The following is a 14,940-nucleotide window of genomic DNA, read 5'->3' on the forward strand; positions in this document are numbered from 1 at the left end:
CCGCGGTCTCAACGGTCCGGCGCTATCACCTCACACAACCTGGCCACCGCCCCCACCATCTGCCCGCTTGGCCGCTCCAGGCCCTTGTCCGGCACCGCACGCAAGCGCCCCTGCGCCACCGCCGCAACGCTCGGCCACGCCTTCCACGCCTCGAGCTGCGCCCGCTCGCTGGCGACGATCACCTCGGGATTACGCTGCAACACCGCTTCGACACTGACCTGCGGCGCCGGCAACTTCAGGTCGGCGAATACGTTGCGCGCCCCGCACACCTCTAACGCGTCACTGATGATTTGCCCGCCGCCCACGGTGTAGAGCGGTCGATCCCAGACCTGATAGAAGACCCGCAACGGCTCATCGCGGCGATAACGCTGGCGCAGGGCCGCCAGGCGCTCGCGTAGATCGCTGGCCCATGCAACGCCGCGCTCGGGTCGACCAAGTTGGACGGCGATGGCTTCTATTTGCGCCGTGAGTTGTTCAAGGTCGTGCGGTTCGGCGACATAGGTGGGAATGCCCAGGCGCTGCAGCTGGTCGCGCTGGGCCGGGCTGACACTGCCGGGCCAGAGCAACAGCAAATCGGGTTGCAGGCTCAGCAGGCGCTCGATGTCCAACTGGCCGTAGCGGCCAACGGACGGCAGGTTCTTGAGTTCGTCCGGGCGCTCGCCGGCGTCCAGCACCCCCACGAGCAAGTCGGCGGAACCCAGCTCGACCACGATTTCGGACAGCGATGGCGCGAGACTGACCACACGCCCGGCCGCACCGGCCACCCCGCCGACGGCCAGCAGCAGGATCGCCAGCCAGACACGCGACATCAGCTGAGTTGACGCGGGATACGGTAGAGGTAGAACAGCACGGCGGTCGATATCGCCAACAGCACCAGCGGTACCGCTTCGAGCCCCACGAACACCGCCAGTGCACCGATCCAGGCGGGTAACCCGGCAGCGATGAACGCCGCACGACGACGGGCCGCCAGGGTAATCCAGGCGGCAGGTTCTTCAGGCGTATCGAGGGCTTTGCCGGTGGCGATCAGCGCATGCTTGTAGCGATGGAAAAACTTCAGGCTGACAAACATGGAGGCCACGCCGGCAATGAACATCGGCATCGCCAGCACCGGCAGAATCGGCTCGCTGGTGCCGAACACGCCGTTGATCACGAACAACGGCAACAAGGCCAGCGCCAGGTATTGCCACCAGCTGACGGAGAGTCGACGCCGCACTTGACCTCGGGTCACGCCGGATCGACCTCGCCCTGGTGCTCGTTACCCATCATGTGGTCGAGCTTTCTGGCCTTGGTCGCCAGGTAGAGCTTGTTGTGCGGGTTGTGCCCGGTGTGCAACGGCACGCGCTCGGAAACCACGATGCCCATGTCGGTCAAGGCTTTGACCTTGCGTGGGTTGTTGGTCATCAGGCGCAGGGATTTGACCCCCATGTGTTGCAGCATCGGCAGGCACATGGCGTAGTCACGCTGATCGGCAGCAAAACCCAGGCGCTCGTTGGCTTCAACGGTGTCCGCGCCGCCATCCTGCAATTCGTAGGCGCGGATCTTGTTCAGCAGACCAATGCCACGGCCTTCCTGGCGCAAGTACAGCAACACGCCACGACCTTCACGGGCGATGGCCCGCAGGGCGGCTTCGAGTTGCGAACCGCAGTCGCAACGCTGGCTGAACAGGGCGTCGCCGGTCAGGCACTCGGAGTGCAATCGGCCAAGCACCGGGGCGCCGTCGTCGAACTCACCCAGACTCAGTACGACATGCTCGCGCCCGCTCTCTTCATCGAGAAAACCGTGCATGGTGAATTGCGCAAAAGGCATGGGCAGCTTGCAAGCGGCGACAAAAACGACGGACACCGGGGTGCTCCTGATCTAGGGGTACTGGAGTTTCGCAGACGCGGCATTGTAACAGCACGTTCCGGGAGACGCTCAGGCTGAATTGTGGGACATAACGATCTAAAAGTTGGATGACAGCCCCTGTGGGAGCGAACTTGCTCACTATTACGGTGCTTCATTCAACCTGCCTGCCGCTGACACACCTTACATCGCGAGCAGGCTACCCCACTGAGCGCAGTCAATTCGAATCAAACGGGTAAGGTTGCTTCCAGCGCTCGAAGATCGGTCTCAACTGGCCGCTTTTGACCAACAGTTCCATACGCTGGTCGAACAGCGCCATCAATTTGCGCGCCTTGGGGTTGTCGGCAAAGCACAGGTACAGCGGCAGTTCGGCGATGTGCGTGCGGCGGAACTGGGCAGGGTCCCTGGCCCGCCGAATCACGTAGTCCACCTCGGTCAACGCATCGATGTAATAGTCGGCGCGGTCGTGCAGCAGCATCGACAGGATGCCGGTGCGCCGCACAACTTCGTTATAGCGGGTAATGTTGGGCAGGTAATCCTGGTAGTCGTAGCCACGCACCCAGGCCAGCCGATAATTGCCCAGCGTCTGCGCCGTTGGCACCGGACTGCTGGCCAGGCCCAGGGCATAGATGTGGTCGGTGTCGAAATTCCACTGCGGGTACAGCAGATCGCTGGTTTCATCGCGATAGGCGCCGACACAGGCATCCACTTCGCCGCGTTGCGCCAGCCCGATGGCGCGGGTGTACGGCTCGGTGCGGATGTCCAGCTTGACGCCGACCGGCTCGAAGACTTCCCGCAGCACATCCCAACCCAGGCCGTGACCGTCCGCGGCGGTGTAATCTTCCCAGTCTTCACTGGCCAGGTGGATAACCGAGGGAGCAGGCTCGGCCTCCCCCGCCTGGGCAAGCGCGCCAAACATTGCCAATACCGTCACCGCCAACCAGCGTCGAACCATCCCAGTCCCCTGCTTCGCCACTCAGGCGAAAATCCATACCAATCCTTGCATCGCCAGCCACGCAAACACCCCGGCCAGTACATCGTCGAGCATGATCCCGACGCCCCCGTGCACATGCCGGTCGATCCAGCGGATCGGCCAGGGCTTGAGAATGTCGAAGAAACGGAACACGACAAAACCCGCGAGCAACCAGTACCAGCCTTCCGGCACCAGCCACAGGGTGATCCACATGCCGACCATTTCGTCCCAGACGATCCCTTCGTGGTCGTGTACCCGCAGATCGTCGGCCACCTTGCCGCATAGCCAGAAGCCGAACAGCATGGTGACGCCCAGCATCAGCCAGTACCCCCAGTCGGGCAACATCTGCCACAACGGAATGAAGGGTAGCGCAACTAACGAACCCCAGGTGCCAGGCGCCTTAGGCAAGGTGCCCGAACCGAAGCCGAATGCCAGGAAATGCCAGGGATTGCGCCAGACCGATGGCGGCACGAATTCCGCCGGAACCTGCTTGGGATGATCTGTCACGGTGTCTCCCGAAAATGTTGATAGCCCCGCGTTGGCGGGGTGATGTCCTGCCCGTCGGTGTCGCGTAACACCACGCCCTGCCCCGGGACCACTTGCCCGATCACATGAACGGGCCAACCTTCTGCCAGCAGACGAGGCCACTCGACGGATGGCAGGGTGAAGGCCAGCACGTAATCATCGCCGCCGCTCAGGGCGGCTTCTTCGGCGCCGGACTGGCCGAGCAGGGCCACCAGAGCGTTCGACAGCGGCAACCGGTGCCGTTCGACCTCGATACCGACCTTCGACGCCAGCGCGATATGCCCGCAATCGGCAAGCAGGCCATCGGAGATGTCCAGCGCCGCAGTGGCCCTGCCGCGCAGCGCCTGGCCCAGCGCGAGTTGAGGTTGTGGCGACCAGTAATGCGCCAGCAGCGGGTCGGCGATTGCGGCGGGCGCGGTACGCTCCCCCAGCACCAGCGGCAAGGCGCCTGCGGCATTGCCCAACTCGCCGCCGACGCACAACAGATCGCCCACCCGGGCGCCGCTGCGGGTCAGCGCACTGCCGGCCGGCACGCGACCGAATACGGTCACGGTCAGGCTCAACGGCCCGCGGGTGGTGTCGCCACCCACCAAGGCCACGCCGCACTGCTGGGCCATCAGGTTCAAACCACGGGCATAGGCTTGCAGCCAATCGGCAGTCACCGTCGGCAAGGTCAGGGCAAGGGTAAAGGCAACGGGCGTGGCGCCCATGGCCGCCAGATCACTGACGGCCACGGCCAGCGAGCGCTGGCCGAGCAGAAACGGCTCGCAGGGGTCGGTGAAATGCACACCGGCCACCAGGGTGTCGGTGGAAACCGCCAACTGCTCCCCCACGGGAACAGCGAGCAAGGCGCAGTCATCGCCGATCCCCAGCGCAACGCCTTCGCCGCCCTGCGCGCAAGGCGCGGCGGCGAAGAAGTGGCGGATCAGCTCAAACTCGCCCATCGCAGACTCAAGCGCCAATCAGCGCTTGAACGCCTTCACTTCGGCTTCACGCAGACGCGGGGCCAGCTTGTCGAGCACACCATTGACGAATTTGTGGCCGTCGGTGGAACCGAAGACTTTCGCCAGCTCGATCCCTTCGTTGATCACAACGCGGTACGGCACGTCGACACGCTCCAGCAGTTCCCAGGTGGACAGGCGCAACACCGCCAGTTCCACCGGGTCCAGCTCTTCGATGGCCAGGTCCAGGCAAGGCTTGAGGGCCGTGTCGATCTTGTCCTTCTGCGCCGGCACCCCGTGGAGGATTTCCCGGAAGTAAGCGCCATCGACATCGGTGAAATCGTTATCGACCCGGAACTGCGCTTCGATCTCGTTCAGCGACTGCTTGGCCATGTGCCATTGATACAGCGCCTGCGTTGCGAGCTGACGGGCTTCGCGACGCTTGACGCTTTTCGATGGCTTGCCGGCATCCGCAGGCTTTGGATCGCGCGGGTTGAAACGATCGCTATCGTCGCTAATCACTTGGCCTCCAACTGCGCCAGCAGGCTGACCATTTCCAGAGCGGACAGGGCAGCTTCAGCACCTTTGTTGCCGGCCTTGGTGCCGGAACGTTCGATGGCCTGCTCGATGGAATCGACGGTCAGGACGCCGAAAGCGACCGGTACGCCAAACTCCATGGACACCTGGGCCAGGCCCTTGGTGCATTCGCCCGCCACGTATTCGAAGTGCGGCGTACCGCCACGAATGACTGCGCCCAGGGCGATGATTGCCGCGAACTCGCCTTTCTGAGCGACTTTCTGCGCAACCAGCGGGATTTCGAAGGCGCCCGGTGCGCGGATGATGGTGATGTCGCTTTCGCTCACGCCATGGCGAACCAGGGCATCAACGGCACCGCTGACCAGGCTTTCAACGACGAAGCTGTTGAAACGGCCCACTACCAAAGCGTAGCGGCCTTTAGGGGCGATGAAGGTACCTTCGATGGTCTTCAGGGTCATTCGTCAGATCTCTTAAAGAGCCGGGACGCGTCTGCTACGCGTCCCTCAGTGATTTATTTGCCGCGAATTCAGGGCCGGGAACAACCGGTCATTATTCGGAGGGCACGTATTCTACAACTTCCAGATCGAAACCGGATATCGCATTGAATTTCATCGGTGCACTCATCAGGCGCATTTTGCGCACGCCCAGGTCCCGAAGGATCTGCGAACCGGCACCGACCGTGCTGTAGGTGGTCGGCTTTTTCACCGCCACGTGATCGCCGGTTTCACGGATATGCGCCAGCAACACGTCGCCATCGAGCGGGTGACCGAGCAACAGCACCACGCCGCTGCCGGCCTCGGCCACTGCGGACATGGCGGCACGCAGGCTCCAGCGACCGGGCTGCTTGACCATCAACAGGTCCCGCAGCGGGTCCATGTTGTGCACCCGCACCAGGGTCGGCTCTTCGGCGCAGACCGTGCCCAGGGTCAGGGCCATGTGCACGTCGCCTTCCACGGAATCACGATAGGTCACCAGGTTGAATTGGCCCAGTTCGCTGTCCAGCGGCTGCTCGGCAATCCGCTGAACGGTACGTTCGTGGATCATCCGGTAGTGAATCAGGTCGGCGATGGTGCCGATCTTGATGTTGTGCTCGGCCGCGAAGGCTTCCAGTTCGGCGCGACGGGACATGGTGCCGTCGTCGTTCATCACTTCGCAGATCACCCCGCTCGGCTCGAAACCGGCCATGCGCGCCAGGTCGCAGGCAGCTTCGGTGTGGCCGGCACGGGCCAGGGTGCCGCCGGCCTGGGCCATCAGCGGGAAAATGTGGCCCGGGCTGACGATGTCTTCAGCCTTGGCATCTTTCGCGGCGGCGGCCTGCACGGTGCGCGCCCGGTCGGCGGCGGAGATGCCGGTGGTCACGCCGGTGGCCGCTTCGATCGACACGGTGAACTTGGTGCCGAAACCGGAACCGTTGCGTGGCGCCATCAGCGGCAACTTGAGCAGCTCGCAGCGCTCGCGGCTCATCGGCATGCAGATCAGGCCACGGGCGTGCTTGGCCATGAAGTTGATGTGTTCGGCCTGGCAGCACTCGGCGGCCATGATCAGGTCGCCTTCGTTCTCGCGGTCTTCGTCATCCATGAGGATGACCATCTTGCCTTGGCGGATGTCTTCAACCAGTTCTTCGATGCTATTGAGCGCCACAAGGCACCCCCTTGGGTCAGGATTTGAGGTAGCCGTTTTGGGCCAGAAAGCTTTCGGTAATGGTGCTGCCAGGCTTCTGTGAGGAGCCAGACTCGGCCGCCTTGTCGCCCAGCAGCAGACGCTCCAGGTAACGGGCCAACAGGTCGACTTCCAGGTTCACCCGGCGACCTGGCTGGTACGACGCCATGATGGTTTCGCTGAGGGTGTGCGGAATGATGGTCAGCAGGAACTCGGCGCCATCGACCGCGTTCACCGTCAGGCTGGTGCCGTCGACGGTGATCGAGCCTTTGTGGGCGATGTATCTGGCCAGTTCTTTCGGGGCGCGGATGCGGAACTCCACGGCACGCGCGTTCTCGGTACGGGCAACCACTTCGCCCACACCATCGACATGACCGCTGACCAGATGCCCGCCAAGGCGAGTGGTCGGGGTCAGGGCTTTTTCCAGGTTGACCGGGCTGCCGCTTTTCAGGTCGTTCATGGCGGTGCAGTCGAGGGTTTCGCGACTGACGTCCGCCGCGAAGCCATTGCCAGGCAATTCGACGGCGGTCAGGCACACGCCGTTGACCGCGATGCTGTCACCCAGCTTGACGTCGCTCAGGTCGAGCTTGCCGGTTTCTACGTGTACCCGCACATCTCCGCCTTTTGGGGTCAATGCACGAATACTGCCGATGGATTCGATGATGCCGGTAAACATGGAGTCCTCCTCGAGAACAGGGCCGTCGTGTGGCGCAGCCCGGGATTATACGCTCGCCTTCGGTGCAGGAATGGCAGTGACTCGCCAGTCATCGCCAACCGCGCGAATGTCAGTGATTTTGAGCTCGGGCGCATCCTTCAGGTGCTCCAGCGGCCAGTCCAGCAACGGCCTGGCCGAAGAGCCGAGAAACTTGCCGGCAATGAATATCTGGAATTCGTCCACCAACCCCTGCTGCGCAAAGGCACCCGCCAGGCGCGGGCCGGCCTCGACCAGCACCTCGTTGACCCCGCGATGGGCCAGTTCCACCAGCAACTGACGCAAGTCGACCTGGCCATCGCCGCCCGCCACGATCAGGCACTCCGGACCGTTGGCGTATTGTTCCTCGACGGCCATGCAAGTGGCGACCAGCGCCGGGCCTGCCCTGAAGAACGGTGCATCGAGCGGCACGCGCAGGCGGCCATCGATCAGCACGCGCAACGGTGGACGGCTCATGGCCAGCGCGGTTTGCCCGGCATCCAGGCCCAATTCGTCGGGGCGGACGGTCAAACGAGCGCCATCGGCGAGCACCGTGTCGGCACCGGTCAGCACCACGCTGGCCTGGGCCCGCAGGCGTTGGACTGCCGAACGCGCCGCCGGGCCGGTGATCCATTGGCTCTCACCGTTTTCCATCGCTGTGCGGCCGTCGAGGCTCATGGCCAACTTGACCCGCACGAACGGCAGACCGTGCTCCATGCGTTTCAGGAAACCCTGATTGAGCAGACGCGCCTCGCCCTCCAGCACCCCGCTATGAACCGCGATGCCGGCCTCGGCCAGACGTTGCAGGCCTCGCCCGCCGACCGACGGGTTGGGGTCCTGCATCGCCGCGACCACGCGGGCAACCCCGGCATTGATCAGCGCATCGGCGCAGGGCGGTGTGCGGCCGTGGTGACTGCAGGGCTCGAGGGTCACGTAAGCGGTGGCGCCGCGGGCCAGGTCGCCGGCGGCACGCAGCGCGTGGACTTCGGCGTGGGATTCGCCGGCGCGCTCATGCCAGCCTTCGCCGACGATCTGCCCGTCACGCACGATCACACAGCCGACCCGCGGGTTGGGGTGGGTGGTGTAATGGCCCTTGCGCGCCAGTTCTAGGGCACGGGCCATGTAATGGGCGTCGAGGATGGCCTGCTCGGCGGGTGCGCTCATTCTTTCTCCGGCTCACGGGCCAGGCGATCGATCTCTTCGCGGAACTCGTTGAGGTCCTGGAAGCGGCGATACACCGAGGCGAAACGGATGTAGGCGACTTCGTCGAGTTTTTTCAGCTCGGCCATCACCAGCTCACCGACCACGAGGGATTTGACCTCGCGCTCGCCGGTGGCGCGCAGTTTGTGTTTGATGTGCACCAGCGACGATTCGAGACGCTCGACACTCACCGGGCGCTTCTCCAGCGCCCGCTGCATGCCGGCGCGGAGTTTTTCTTCGTCGAACGGCTGGCGACTGCCGTCGGTTTTGATCAGGCGCGGCAACACCAGTTCAGCGGTTTCGAACGTCGTGAAACGCTCACCGCAGGCCAGGCATTCGCGCCGGCGGCGCACCTGTTCGCCCTCGGCGACCAGACGCGAGTCGATGACCTTGGTGTCGTTGGCACCGCAGAAGGGACAGTGCATGGTGGCAGGCAACAAAAAAAGGGAGGGCCATGGTAGCGCATCCCGGTGGCAAGACAAGCCATAGGGTTTGCGGTATACAGACTGACAATCGTGTCTATTCATGGATTTCACCTTGCTGGAGCCGCAAATGTCCCTAAAACCGCTCGTACTGCTCAGTGTTTTCAGCTTGCTGGTGGCCTGCGGCAGCGACGCCCCCAAGCCCCAGCCCCCCACGCCCGGGCCCGCCCCTGAGACGGCGCAGAAGAAAGCCCGGCAGTCGACCGAGCTGGGCCCGCTGCCCGCTCACCAGCGGGAATTGAGCGGCACCCTGCAAGGCGTGCCCCAGGGCGCCGAAGTCGAACTGGCGCTGCTGGTGATCGACGAAAAGGACCGTCCGCAGCAATTGCTCGCCAGTTCCAGCCTGATCGGCACCAATCAATTGTTGCCGTTTCACCTGCGTTTCAACCCCGAGTCCTTCCCCGCCGGTGCCCGGGTTGAATTGCGCGGTCGCGCCAGCCAGTCCGGCCAACTGATCCTGCACCTGCCTTCGCAGCTCATCACCCAACCGACGACCCAGGCCCTGGGCCAGCTGCAATTTGTCAAAGCACCATGATTGCACCGCTCGACCTGCAGCAGCCATTGAGTGAACTGCTGGGCGATGCCCGGCTGGTGGTGTGCGAGTTGCCGGGCACCGAACTCAAGCTCTGGCTGATCGACGGTGAACGCATGGACCGCGCGTTCAGCCCGGAAGAAACCCGGCGGATTCTGCATGAGCCGCCGTACTGGAGTTTCTGCTGGGCCAGCGGTCTGGCGGTTGCCCGCTATCTCGCCGAGTTCCCGCATTGGGTCAAGGGCAAGCGCGTGCTGGATTTCGGCGCAGGCTCCGGGGTCGCAGCGATTGCTGCGGCGAAGGCCGGTGCGCTGCAGGTGGTGGCCTGCGACCTGGACCCGCTGGCGCTGGCCGCGTGTCGGGCGAACGCAGCGCTCAACGACGTGCACCTGGACTACTCGGCGGACTTTTTTGCCGAGGCTGATCGTTTCGACCTGATCCTGGTGGCCGACGTGTTGTACGACCGGGCGAACCTGCCACTGCTCGATGAATTTTTGAGTCGCGGCCAAGAAGCGCTGGTAGCCGATTCGCGGGTCAGGGATTTTCGTCACCCGATGTATCGGCGCATCGAGATGCTCGAAGCCATGACCTTGCCGGATCTGGCGGAACCGGAAGAGTTCCGGCATGTGAGCCTGTATCACGCCCGCCGTCAGTTGAAGACTTCCTGACAGGCAACACAGCTCTCAACCGCGCTCCGCTTTCAGGCACACCCCGCCAGGTCGTATAGTGCCCCTATTCACGCTTCCAAGAGATCCCCCATGAGTCAGGAAACGCCCTACATCTTCGACGCCACGACCGCCGACTTCGAGCAGTCGGTGATCGAGAACTCCTTCCACAAACCGGTACTGGTGGATTTCTGGGCCGAATGGTGTGCGCCCTGCAAAGTGCTGATGCCCATGCTGCAGACCATCGCCGAGAGCTATCAGGGTGAGTTGCTGCTGGCCAAGGTCAACTGCGATGTCGAGCAGGACATCGTCGCCCGTTTCGGCATTCGCAGCCTGCCAACCGTGGTGCTGTTCAAGGATGGTCAGCCCGTCGACGGCTTTGCCGGCGCGCAACCGGAGTCGGCCGTACGGGCGCTGCTCGAGCCGCACGTGCAAATGCCGCCACCGGCTGCGGCCGATCCGCTGGAACAGGCGCAGGCGTTGTTCGACGAGAGCCGTTTCGCCGACGCCGAAGCCGTGCTCACCGTACTGCTGGGTGAAGACAACAGCAACGCCGGGGCGCTGATTCTCTATGCCCGCTGCCTGACCGAGCGCGGCGAACTGGGTGAAGCGCAGACCGTGCTCGACGCGGTGAAAAGCGATGAACACAAAGCGGCCCTGGCGGGCGCGAAAGCGCAGATTCAGTTTCTTGGCCAGGCCAAGGACCTGCCGGATGCCGCCGACCTGAAGGCACGCCTGGCGAAGAATCCGCAAGACGATGAAGCGGTGTATCAACTGGCGATCCAGCAACTGGCCCGTCAGCAGTACGATGCGGCGCTGGATGCGCTGCTCAAGCTGTTCATCCGCAACCGCAGCTACAGCGAAGGCTTGCCGCACAAGACCTTACTGCAAGTGTTCGAACTGCTGGGCAATGATCACCCGCTGGTGACCACCTACCGCCGCAAGTTGTTTGCCGCGCTGTACTGATCGCCACGTTGCTCGCGCTGGGCGTCAACGATGATCGGGACTACCTGTAGACCACGGTGCCCCGACGCTTTTCGTGAGCAGGCTCGCGCCTACAGCCAGCTGTACAAGGGCGTATCCCCGCCGCTCGTCACCTTGACCTGCGAACAATGGCGCAACCGCACCAGCAGGCGTTTGCCCGCTGCCGCGCTGCCGGTCAGCCCTTCCAGCTGATCGAGCAGGTCCGGCCCGCTCAATTGCCCGGCGTTGCGCAACAGGTCTTTCGCGACCTGCCATTGCGTGTCGTCCTGATTCAGCGCTTTGGCCGGCGCCTCGCTGGCTTCGGACTTGACCACCTGCACCTGCGCACCAAGGCGCGCCCAGTCGGCGTCGTCCATCTCCAGGGTCAAATCCACCGGCCAGTCGCCGATGGTTCCGCGTATCCGCAACATAAACCTGCTCCCACCTATTTCTGACCCACATGCTCCCATGGGACTTGTGCAACGCCAAGCAGACGGTCAAACTCTCCGCACTTACGTTATAAGATTACATAACAATTTATTCATCCTGAGTTCCGGAGATTCATCATGCGTCGTCTGCTGCTCGCTCTGCCGTTTGCCTTGTTACCACTGGCTGTCGCTCATGCGGCGCAGGAACATGATCACGACCATGACCATGAGCACGGCAGCCTCGGCGCACACGAACATGGTGTCGGTCGCCTGAACGCCGCGCTGGATGGCCAGACCCTGGAGCTGGAGCTGGAAAGCCCGGCGATGAACCTGGTGGGTTTCGAACACGCCGCCACCACGGACGCCGACAAGGCCAAAGTCGCTGCGGTCCGTGCGCAACTGGAAAAACCGCTGGCGCTGTTCAACCTGCCAAAAGCCGCCGGTTGCGTGGTGGCGAGTCAGGCACTGGAAAGCCCGTTGTTCGGCGACAAACCCGAGGCTGACGATGATCACGATCATGATGACGAGGCCAAGGGCGAACACCCTCACGACCACAGCGAAATCCATGCGCACTACCAGTTCACCTGTTCCACACCGGGCGCATTGAAGACCCTGGACCTGGCGAATGTGTTCAACACCTTCCCGGCCACCCAGAAAATTCAGGTACAACTGATCAGCCCGAGCGGCCAGCAAGGCGTTGAAGTGACGGCGAAGGCGGCGGCGCTGAAATACTGATGACCTGTGGGAGCGAGCCTGCTCGCGATGGACGCATGAACACCGCGAGCAGGCTCGCTCCCACAGGGTTACCCACTCATTCAACCGGTTTCACATGACTCAAGCACTTATCGAATTGTCCGACCTGGGCTTCAGCTGGCCCGGTCACCCGCCACTGCTGGACATCCCGGCGTTTCGCCTGGAGCCGGGTGAAACCCTGTTCCTCAAGGGCCCGAGCGGCAGCGGCAAGACCACCCTGCTCGGTCTGCTGGGCGGCGTGCAGAAGCCGGATCGCGGCAGCATTCGCCTGCTCGGCCAGGAACTGACCGAGCTCGGCGCCGGTGCACGTGATCGCTTCCGGGTCGATCACACCGGCTACATCTTCCAGCAGTTCAACCTGCTGCCGTTTCTCTCGGTGCGCGAGAACGTCGAGTTGCCCTGCCACTTTTCCAGGCTGCGCGCAGAACGTGCGATCCAGCGCCACGGCAGTGTCGACCAGGCCGCCGCCACCCTCCTTGCGCACCTGGGCCTGAAGGATGGCAGCCTGCTCGGTCGCCGTGCCGACTCATTGTCCATCGGCCAGCAACAGCGGGTCGCGGCCGCGCGGGCGTTGATCGGTCAACCGGAACTGGTGATCGCCGACGAGCCGACGTCCGCTCTGGACTACGACGCGCGCGAAAACTTCATTCGCCTGCTGTTCGCCGAATGCCGTGAAGCGGGATCGAGCCTGTTGTTCGTCAGCCATGACCAGAGCCTCGCACCGCTGTTCGATCGCAACCTGTCGCTGGCCGAACTCAATCGCGCCGCCACGCCCGCAGAGGTCTGAGATGTATTTGTTTCGTCTAGCCATGGCCAGCCTGGCTAATCGCCGGTTCACCGCGATCCTCACTGCGTTCGCCATCGCCCTGTCGGTCTGCCTGCTGTTGGCCGTGGAACGCGTGCGCACCGAAGCCAAGGCCAGTTTCGCCAGCACCATCAGCGGCACCGACCTGATCGTCGGTGCGCGCTCGGGTTCGGTGAACCTGCTGCTGTACTCGGTGTTCCGCATCGGCAACGCCACCAACAACATCCGTTGGGACAGCTTCGAACACTTCGCCAGCAACCCGAAAGTGAAATGGGCGATCCCGATGTCCCTCGGCGATTCCCACCGTGGCTATCGCGTGATGGGCACCACCGAGGCGTACTTCGAGCACTATCAATACGGTCGCCAGCAACACCTGGAACTGGCCGACGGTCGGGCCTTCGCCAGTGATCCCTTTGAAGTGGTGCTCGGTGCCGAAGTGGCCGATGCGCTGCATTACAAGCTCGGCGATAAACTGGTGCTGGCCCACGGCGTGGCGGCGATCAGCCTGGTCAAGCACGACGACAAACCGTTCACCGTGGTTGGCATTCTCAAGCGCACCGGCACCCCGGTGGATCGCACGCTGCACATCAGCCTGGGTGGCATGGAAGCGATTCACGTCGATTGGCACAACGGTGTGCCGGCCCGTGGCAACGGCCGGATCAGCGCCGATCAGGCGCGCAACATGGACCTGACGCCCCAGGCGATCACTGCATTCATGCTGGGCCTCAACAGCAAGATTTCGACCTTCGCGCTGCAGCGCGAGATCAACGAATTCCGCGGTGAACCGATGCTGGCGATCCTGCCGGGCGTGGCACTGCAGGAACTGTGGAGCTTGATGAGCACCGCGGAAAAAGCCTTGTTCGTGGTCTCGCTGTTCGTGGTGCTCACCGGTTTGATCGGCATGCTCACGGCGATTCTCACCAGCCTCAACGAACGCCGACGCGAGATGGCGATTCTGCGTTCGGTCGGCGCCCGCCCCTGGCACATCGCGACGTTGCTGGTGCTGGAAGCGTTCGCCCTGGCACTGTCGGGCGTGATCGCCGGCGTGGCTCTGCTTTACCTGGGCATCGCCGCCGCGCAGGGCTACGTGCAGGCCAATTATGGTCTGTATTTGCCACTGGCCTGGCCCAGCGAATATGAATGGACGCTGCTCGGTGGCATCCTGGCCGCCGCGCTGCTGATGGGCAGCGTGCCGGCCTGGCGTGCCTATCGCCAATCCCTGGCCGATGGCCTGTCGATCCGACTATGAGGACGTTAATGATGCCCCGCGCCGTGCTTGCGCTGTTGATGCTGGTCGCCCTGCCGCTGTGGGCGGCCGAACCGAAAGAGTTGACCTGGTCGGAAATGATCCCGCCCGATGCGATGCCGGAAGTGCCGAACATGACACCCCTGCACGACCTGTCGCAGATCGGCAACGCACTCTCCGCCGAGTCGGCGCCCGCCGCGAAACAGGACATGCCCAATGCGCCGGTGGTCAAGAGCCTCGATGGACAGAACATTCGCTTGCCGGGCTACATCGTGCCACTGGAAGTCAGTGAAGAAGGCCGTACCACGGAGTTTCTGCTGGTGCCGTATTTCGGCGCCTGCATCCACGTGCCGCCACCGCCGTCGAACCAGATCGTGCATGTGAAAAGCGAAGTCGGGGTGAAGCTCGATGAGCTGTATCAGCCGTACTGGATCGAAGGGGCGCTGCAGGTGAAAGCGTCGACCAGCGAGCTGGCGGATGCCGGGTATCAGATGGAAGCGGACAAGATCTACATGTATGAATTGCCGGAGTGAATCTGCGGGTTTGACTTCGCATGATCGATAGCTGTCGCGAGCAGGCTCGCTCCCACCGAGGGCAACATCAACCCTGTGGGAGCGAGCCTGTTTGCGATGGTTCCGCAAAAAACCGGGCTATCACTGTTTCATTGAGCTGAATCAAAAGACCGTATCAGACGGCTC

Annotated in this window: 20 protein-coding genes; 7 read left to right on the plus strand and 13 right to left on the minus strand. The window is 63.3% G+C overall.

Annotation, left to right across the window (positions count from 1 at the left end; translation table 11 throughout):
- Positions 1-8 precede the first annotated feature (8 nt).
- The 12 genes from ACM6IM_RS02460 to nrdR all read right to left on the minus strand — a co-directional run bounded on the left by ACM6IM_RS02460 (position 9) and on the right by nrdR (position 8,793).
- Positions 9-809: a cobalamin-binding protein gene (locus ACM6IM_RS02460; RefSeq protein ID WP_414864080.1), complete on the minus strand. Its 801-nt coding sequence runs from the start codon at positions 807-809 to the stop codon at positions 9-11.
- Positions 809-1,228 carry an MFS transporter gene (locus ACM6IM_RS02465; RefSeq protein WP_414864081.1) on the minus strand — a complete coding sequence of 140 codons (420 nt, stop codon included), beginning with the start codon at positions 1,226-1,228 and terminating at the stop codon, positions 809-811. The genes ACM6IM_RS02460 and ACM6IM_RS02465 overlap by 1 nt, the downstream gene beginning before the upstream one ends.
- On the minus strand, positions 1,225-1,842 hold the full coding sequence (ribA, locus tag ACM6IM_RS02470) for a GTP cyclohydrolase II (protein WP_192309277.1): 618 nt from the start codon (positions 1,840-1,842) through the stop codon (positions 1,225-1,227). The genes ACM6IM_RS02465 and ribA overlap by 4 nt, the downstream gene beginning before the upstream one ends.
- Positions 1,843-2,059: 217 nt before the next feature.
- Positions 2,060-2,797 (minus strand): substrate-binding periplasmic protein, encoded by a 738-nt coding sequence (locus tag ACM6IM_RS02475; RefSeq protein ID WP_414864082.1) that lies wholly within the window; start codon positions 2,795-2,797, stop codon positions 2,060-2,062.
- A gap of 21 nt (positions 2,798-2,818) precedes the next feature.
- Positions 2,819-3,322 (minus strand): phosphatidylglycerophosphatase A, encoded by a 504-nt coding sequence (locus ACM6IM_RS02480; protein WP_192309281.1) that lies wholly within the window; start codon positions 3,320-3,322, stop codon positions 2,819-2,821.
- A complete protein-coding gene (gene thiL, locus ACM6IM_RS02485) occupies positions 3,319-4,284 on the minus strand; it encodes a thiamine-phosphate kinase (RefSeq protein WP_414864083.1) in 966 nt (321 codons plus the stop codon). The genes ACM6IM_RS02480 and thiL overlap by 4 nt, the downstream gene beginning before the upstream one ends.
- An 18-nt stretch (positions 4,285-4,302) precedes the next feature.
- The gene (gene nusB / locus ACM6IM_RS02490) at positions 4,303-4,803 is read right to left on the minus strand and encodes a transcription antitermination factor NusB (RefSeq protein WP_192309285.1); all 501 of its coding nucleotides are present in this window, start codon (positions 4,801-4,803) and stop codon (positions 4,303-4,305) included.
- Positions 4,800-5,276 carry a 6,7-dimethyl-8-ribityllumazine synthase gene (gene ribE, locus ACM6IM_RS02495; RefSeq protein ID WP_003228649.1) on the minus strand — a complete coding sequence of 159 codons (477 nt, stop codon included), beginning with the start codon at positions 5,274-5,276 and terminating at the stop codon, positions 4,800-4,802. Before ribE ends, nusB begins: the two co-directional genes overlap by 4 nt.
- A 91-nt stretch (positions 5,277-5,367) precedes the next feature.
- Positions 5,368-6,459, minus strand: a complete 1,092-nt coding sequence (ribBA, locus tag ACM6IM_RS02500) for a bifunctional 3,4-dihydroxy-2-butanone-4-phosphate synthase/GTP cyclohydrolase II (RefSeq protein ID WP_192309287.1) — start codon at positions 6,457-6,459, stop codon at positions 5,368-5,370.
- Between the two features lie 16 nt (positions 6,460-6,475).
- The gene (locus ACM6IM_RS02505; RefSeq protein ID WP_192309289.1) at positions 6,476-7,153 is read right to left on the minus strand and encodes a riboflavin synthase; all 678 of its coding nucleotides are present in this window, start codon (positions 7,151-7,153) and stop codon (positions 6,476-6,478) included.
- Positions 7,154-7,198: 45 nt separating this feature from the next.
- The gene (gene ribD, locus ACM6IM_RS02510) at positions 7,199-8,332 is read right to left on the minus strand and encodes a bifunctional diaminohydroxyphosphoribosylaminopyrimidine deaminase/5-amino-6-(5-phosphoribosylamino)uracil reductase RibD (protein WP_414864084.1); all 1,134 of its coding nucleotides are present in this window, start codon (positions 8,330-8,332) and stop codon (positions 7,199-7,201) included.
- The gene (gene nrdR / locus ACM6IM_RS02515; protein WP_192309293.1) at positions 8,329-8,793 is read right to left on the minus strand and encodes a transcriptional regulator NrdR; all 465 of its coding nucleotides are present in this window, start codon (positions 8,791-8,793) and stop codon (positions 8,329-8,331) included. Before nrdR ends, ribD begins: the two co-directional genes overlap by 4 nt.
- 127 nt (positions 8,794-8,920) lie before the next feature.
- Between nrdR and ACM6IM_RS02520 the strand changes: the two genes are divergently transcribed.
- The 3 genes from ACM6IM_RS02520 to trxA all read left to right on the plus strand — a co-directional run bounded on the left by ACM6IM_RS02520 (position 8,921) and on the right by trxA (position 11,013).
- A complete protein-coding gene (locus tag ACM6IM_RS02520; protein WP_414864085.1) occupies positions 8,921-9,385 on the plus strand; it encodes a YbaY family lipoprotein in 465 nt (154 codons plus the stop codon).
- On the plus strand, positions 9,382-10,050 hold the full coding sequence (locus ACM6IM_RS02525) for a class I SAM-dependent methyltransferase (RefSeq protein WP_414864086.1): 669 nt from the start codon (positions 9,382-9,384) through the stop codon (positions 10,048-10,050). The genes ACM6IM_RS02520 and ACM6IM_RS02525 overlap by 4 nt, the downstream gene beginning before the upstream one ends.
- Positions 10,051-10,140: 90 nt before the next feature.
- A complete protein-coding gene (gene trxA, locus ACM6IM_RS02530; RefSeq protein ID WP_201196879.1) occupies positions 10,141-11,013 on the plus strand; it encodes a thioredoxin in 873 nt (290 codons plus the stop codon).
- Positions 11,014-11,102: 89 nt separating this feature from the next.
- Here the strand turns inward: trxA and ACM6IM_RS02535 are convergent, their stop codons facing one another.
- Positions 11,103-11,441, minus strand: coding sequence for a hypothetical protein (locus ACM6IM_RS02535; RefSeq protein WP_201196877.1), 339 nt, complete (start codon positions 11,439-11,441; stop codon positions 11,103-11,105).
- 135 nt (positions 11,442-11,576) lie between these two features.
- Between ACM6IM_RS02535 and ACM6IM_RS02540 the strand changes: the two genes are divergently transcribed.
- The 4 genes from ACM6IM_RS02540 to ACM6IM_RS02555 all read left to right on the plus strand — a co-directional run bounded on the left by ACM6IM_RS02540 (position 11,577) and on the right by ACM6IM_RS02555 (position 14,775).
- Positions 11,577-12,173, plus strand: coding sequence for a DUF2796 domain-containing protein (locus ACM6IM_RS02540; protein WP_414864087.1), 597 nt, complete (start codon positions 11,577-11,579; stop codon positions 12,171-12,173).
- A gap of 94 nt (positions 12,174-12,267) precedes the next feature.
- Positions 12,268-12,978, plus strand: a complete 711-nt coding sequence (locus ACM6IM_RS02545; protein ID WP_192309305.1) for an ABC transporter ATP-binding protein — start codon at positions 12,268-12,270, stop codon at positions 12,976-12,978.
- 1 nt (position 12,979) lies between these two features.
- Positions 12,980-14,245: an ABC transporter permease gene (locus tag ACM6IM_RS02550; RefSeq protein WP_414864088.1), complete on the plus strand. Its 1,266-nt coding sequence runs from the start codon at positions 12,980-12,982 to the stop codon at positions 14,243-14,245.
- A gap of 11 nt (positions 14,246-14,256) precedes the next feature.
- The gene (locus ACM6IM_RS02555; protein ID WP_192309309.1) at positions 14,257-14,775 is read left to right on the plus strand and encodes a DUF3299 domain-containing protein; all 519 of its coding nucleotides are present in this window, start codon (positions 14,257-14,259) and stop codon (positions 14,773-14,775) included.
- The last annotated feature ends 165 nt before the right edge of the window (positions 14,776-14,940 follow it).

Source organism: Pseudomonas sp. IT-P12 (assembly GCF_949767465.1).
In the GTDB taxonomy this organism is placed as follows: domain Bacteria; phylum Pseudomonadota; class Gammaproteobacteria; order Pseudomonadales; family Pseudomonadaceae; genus Aquipseudomonas.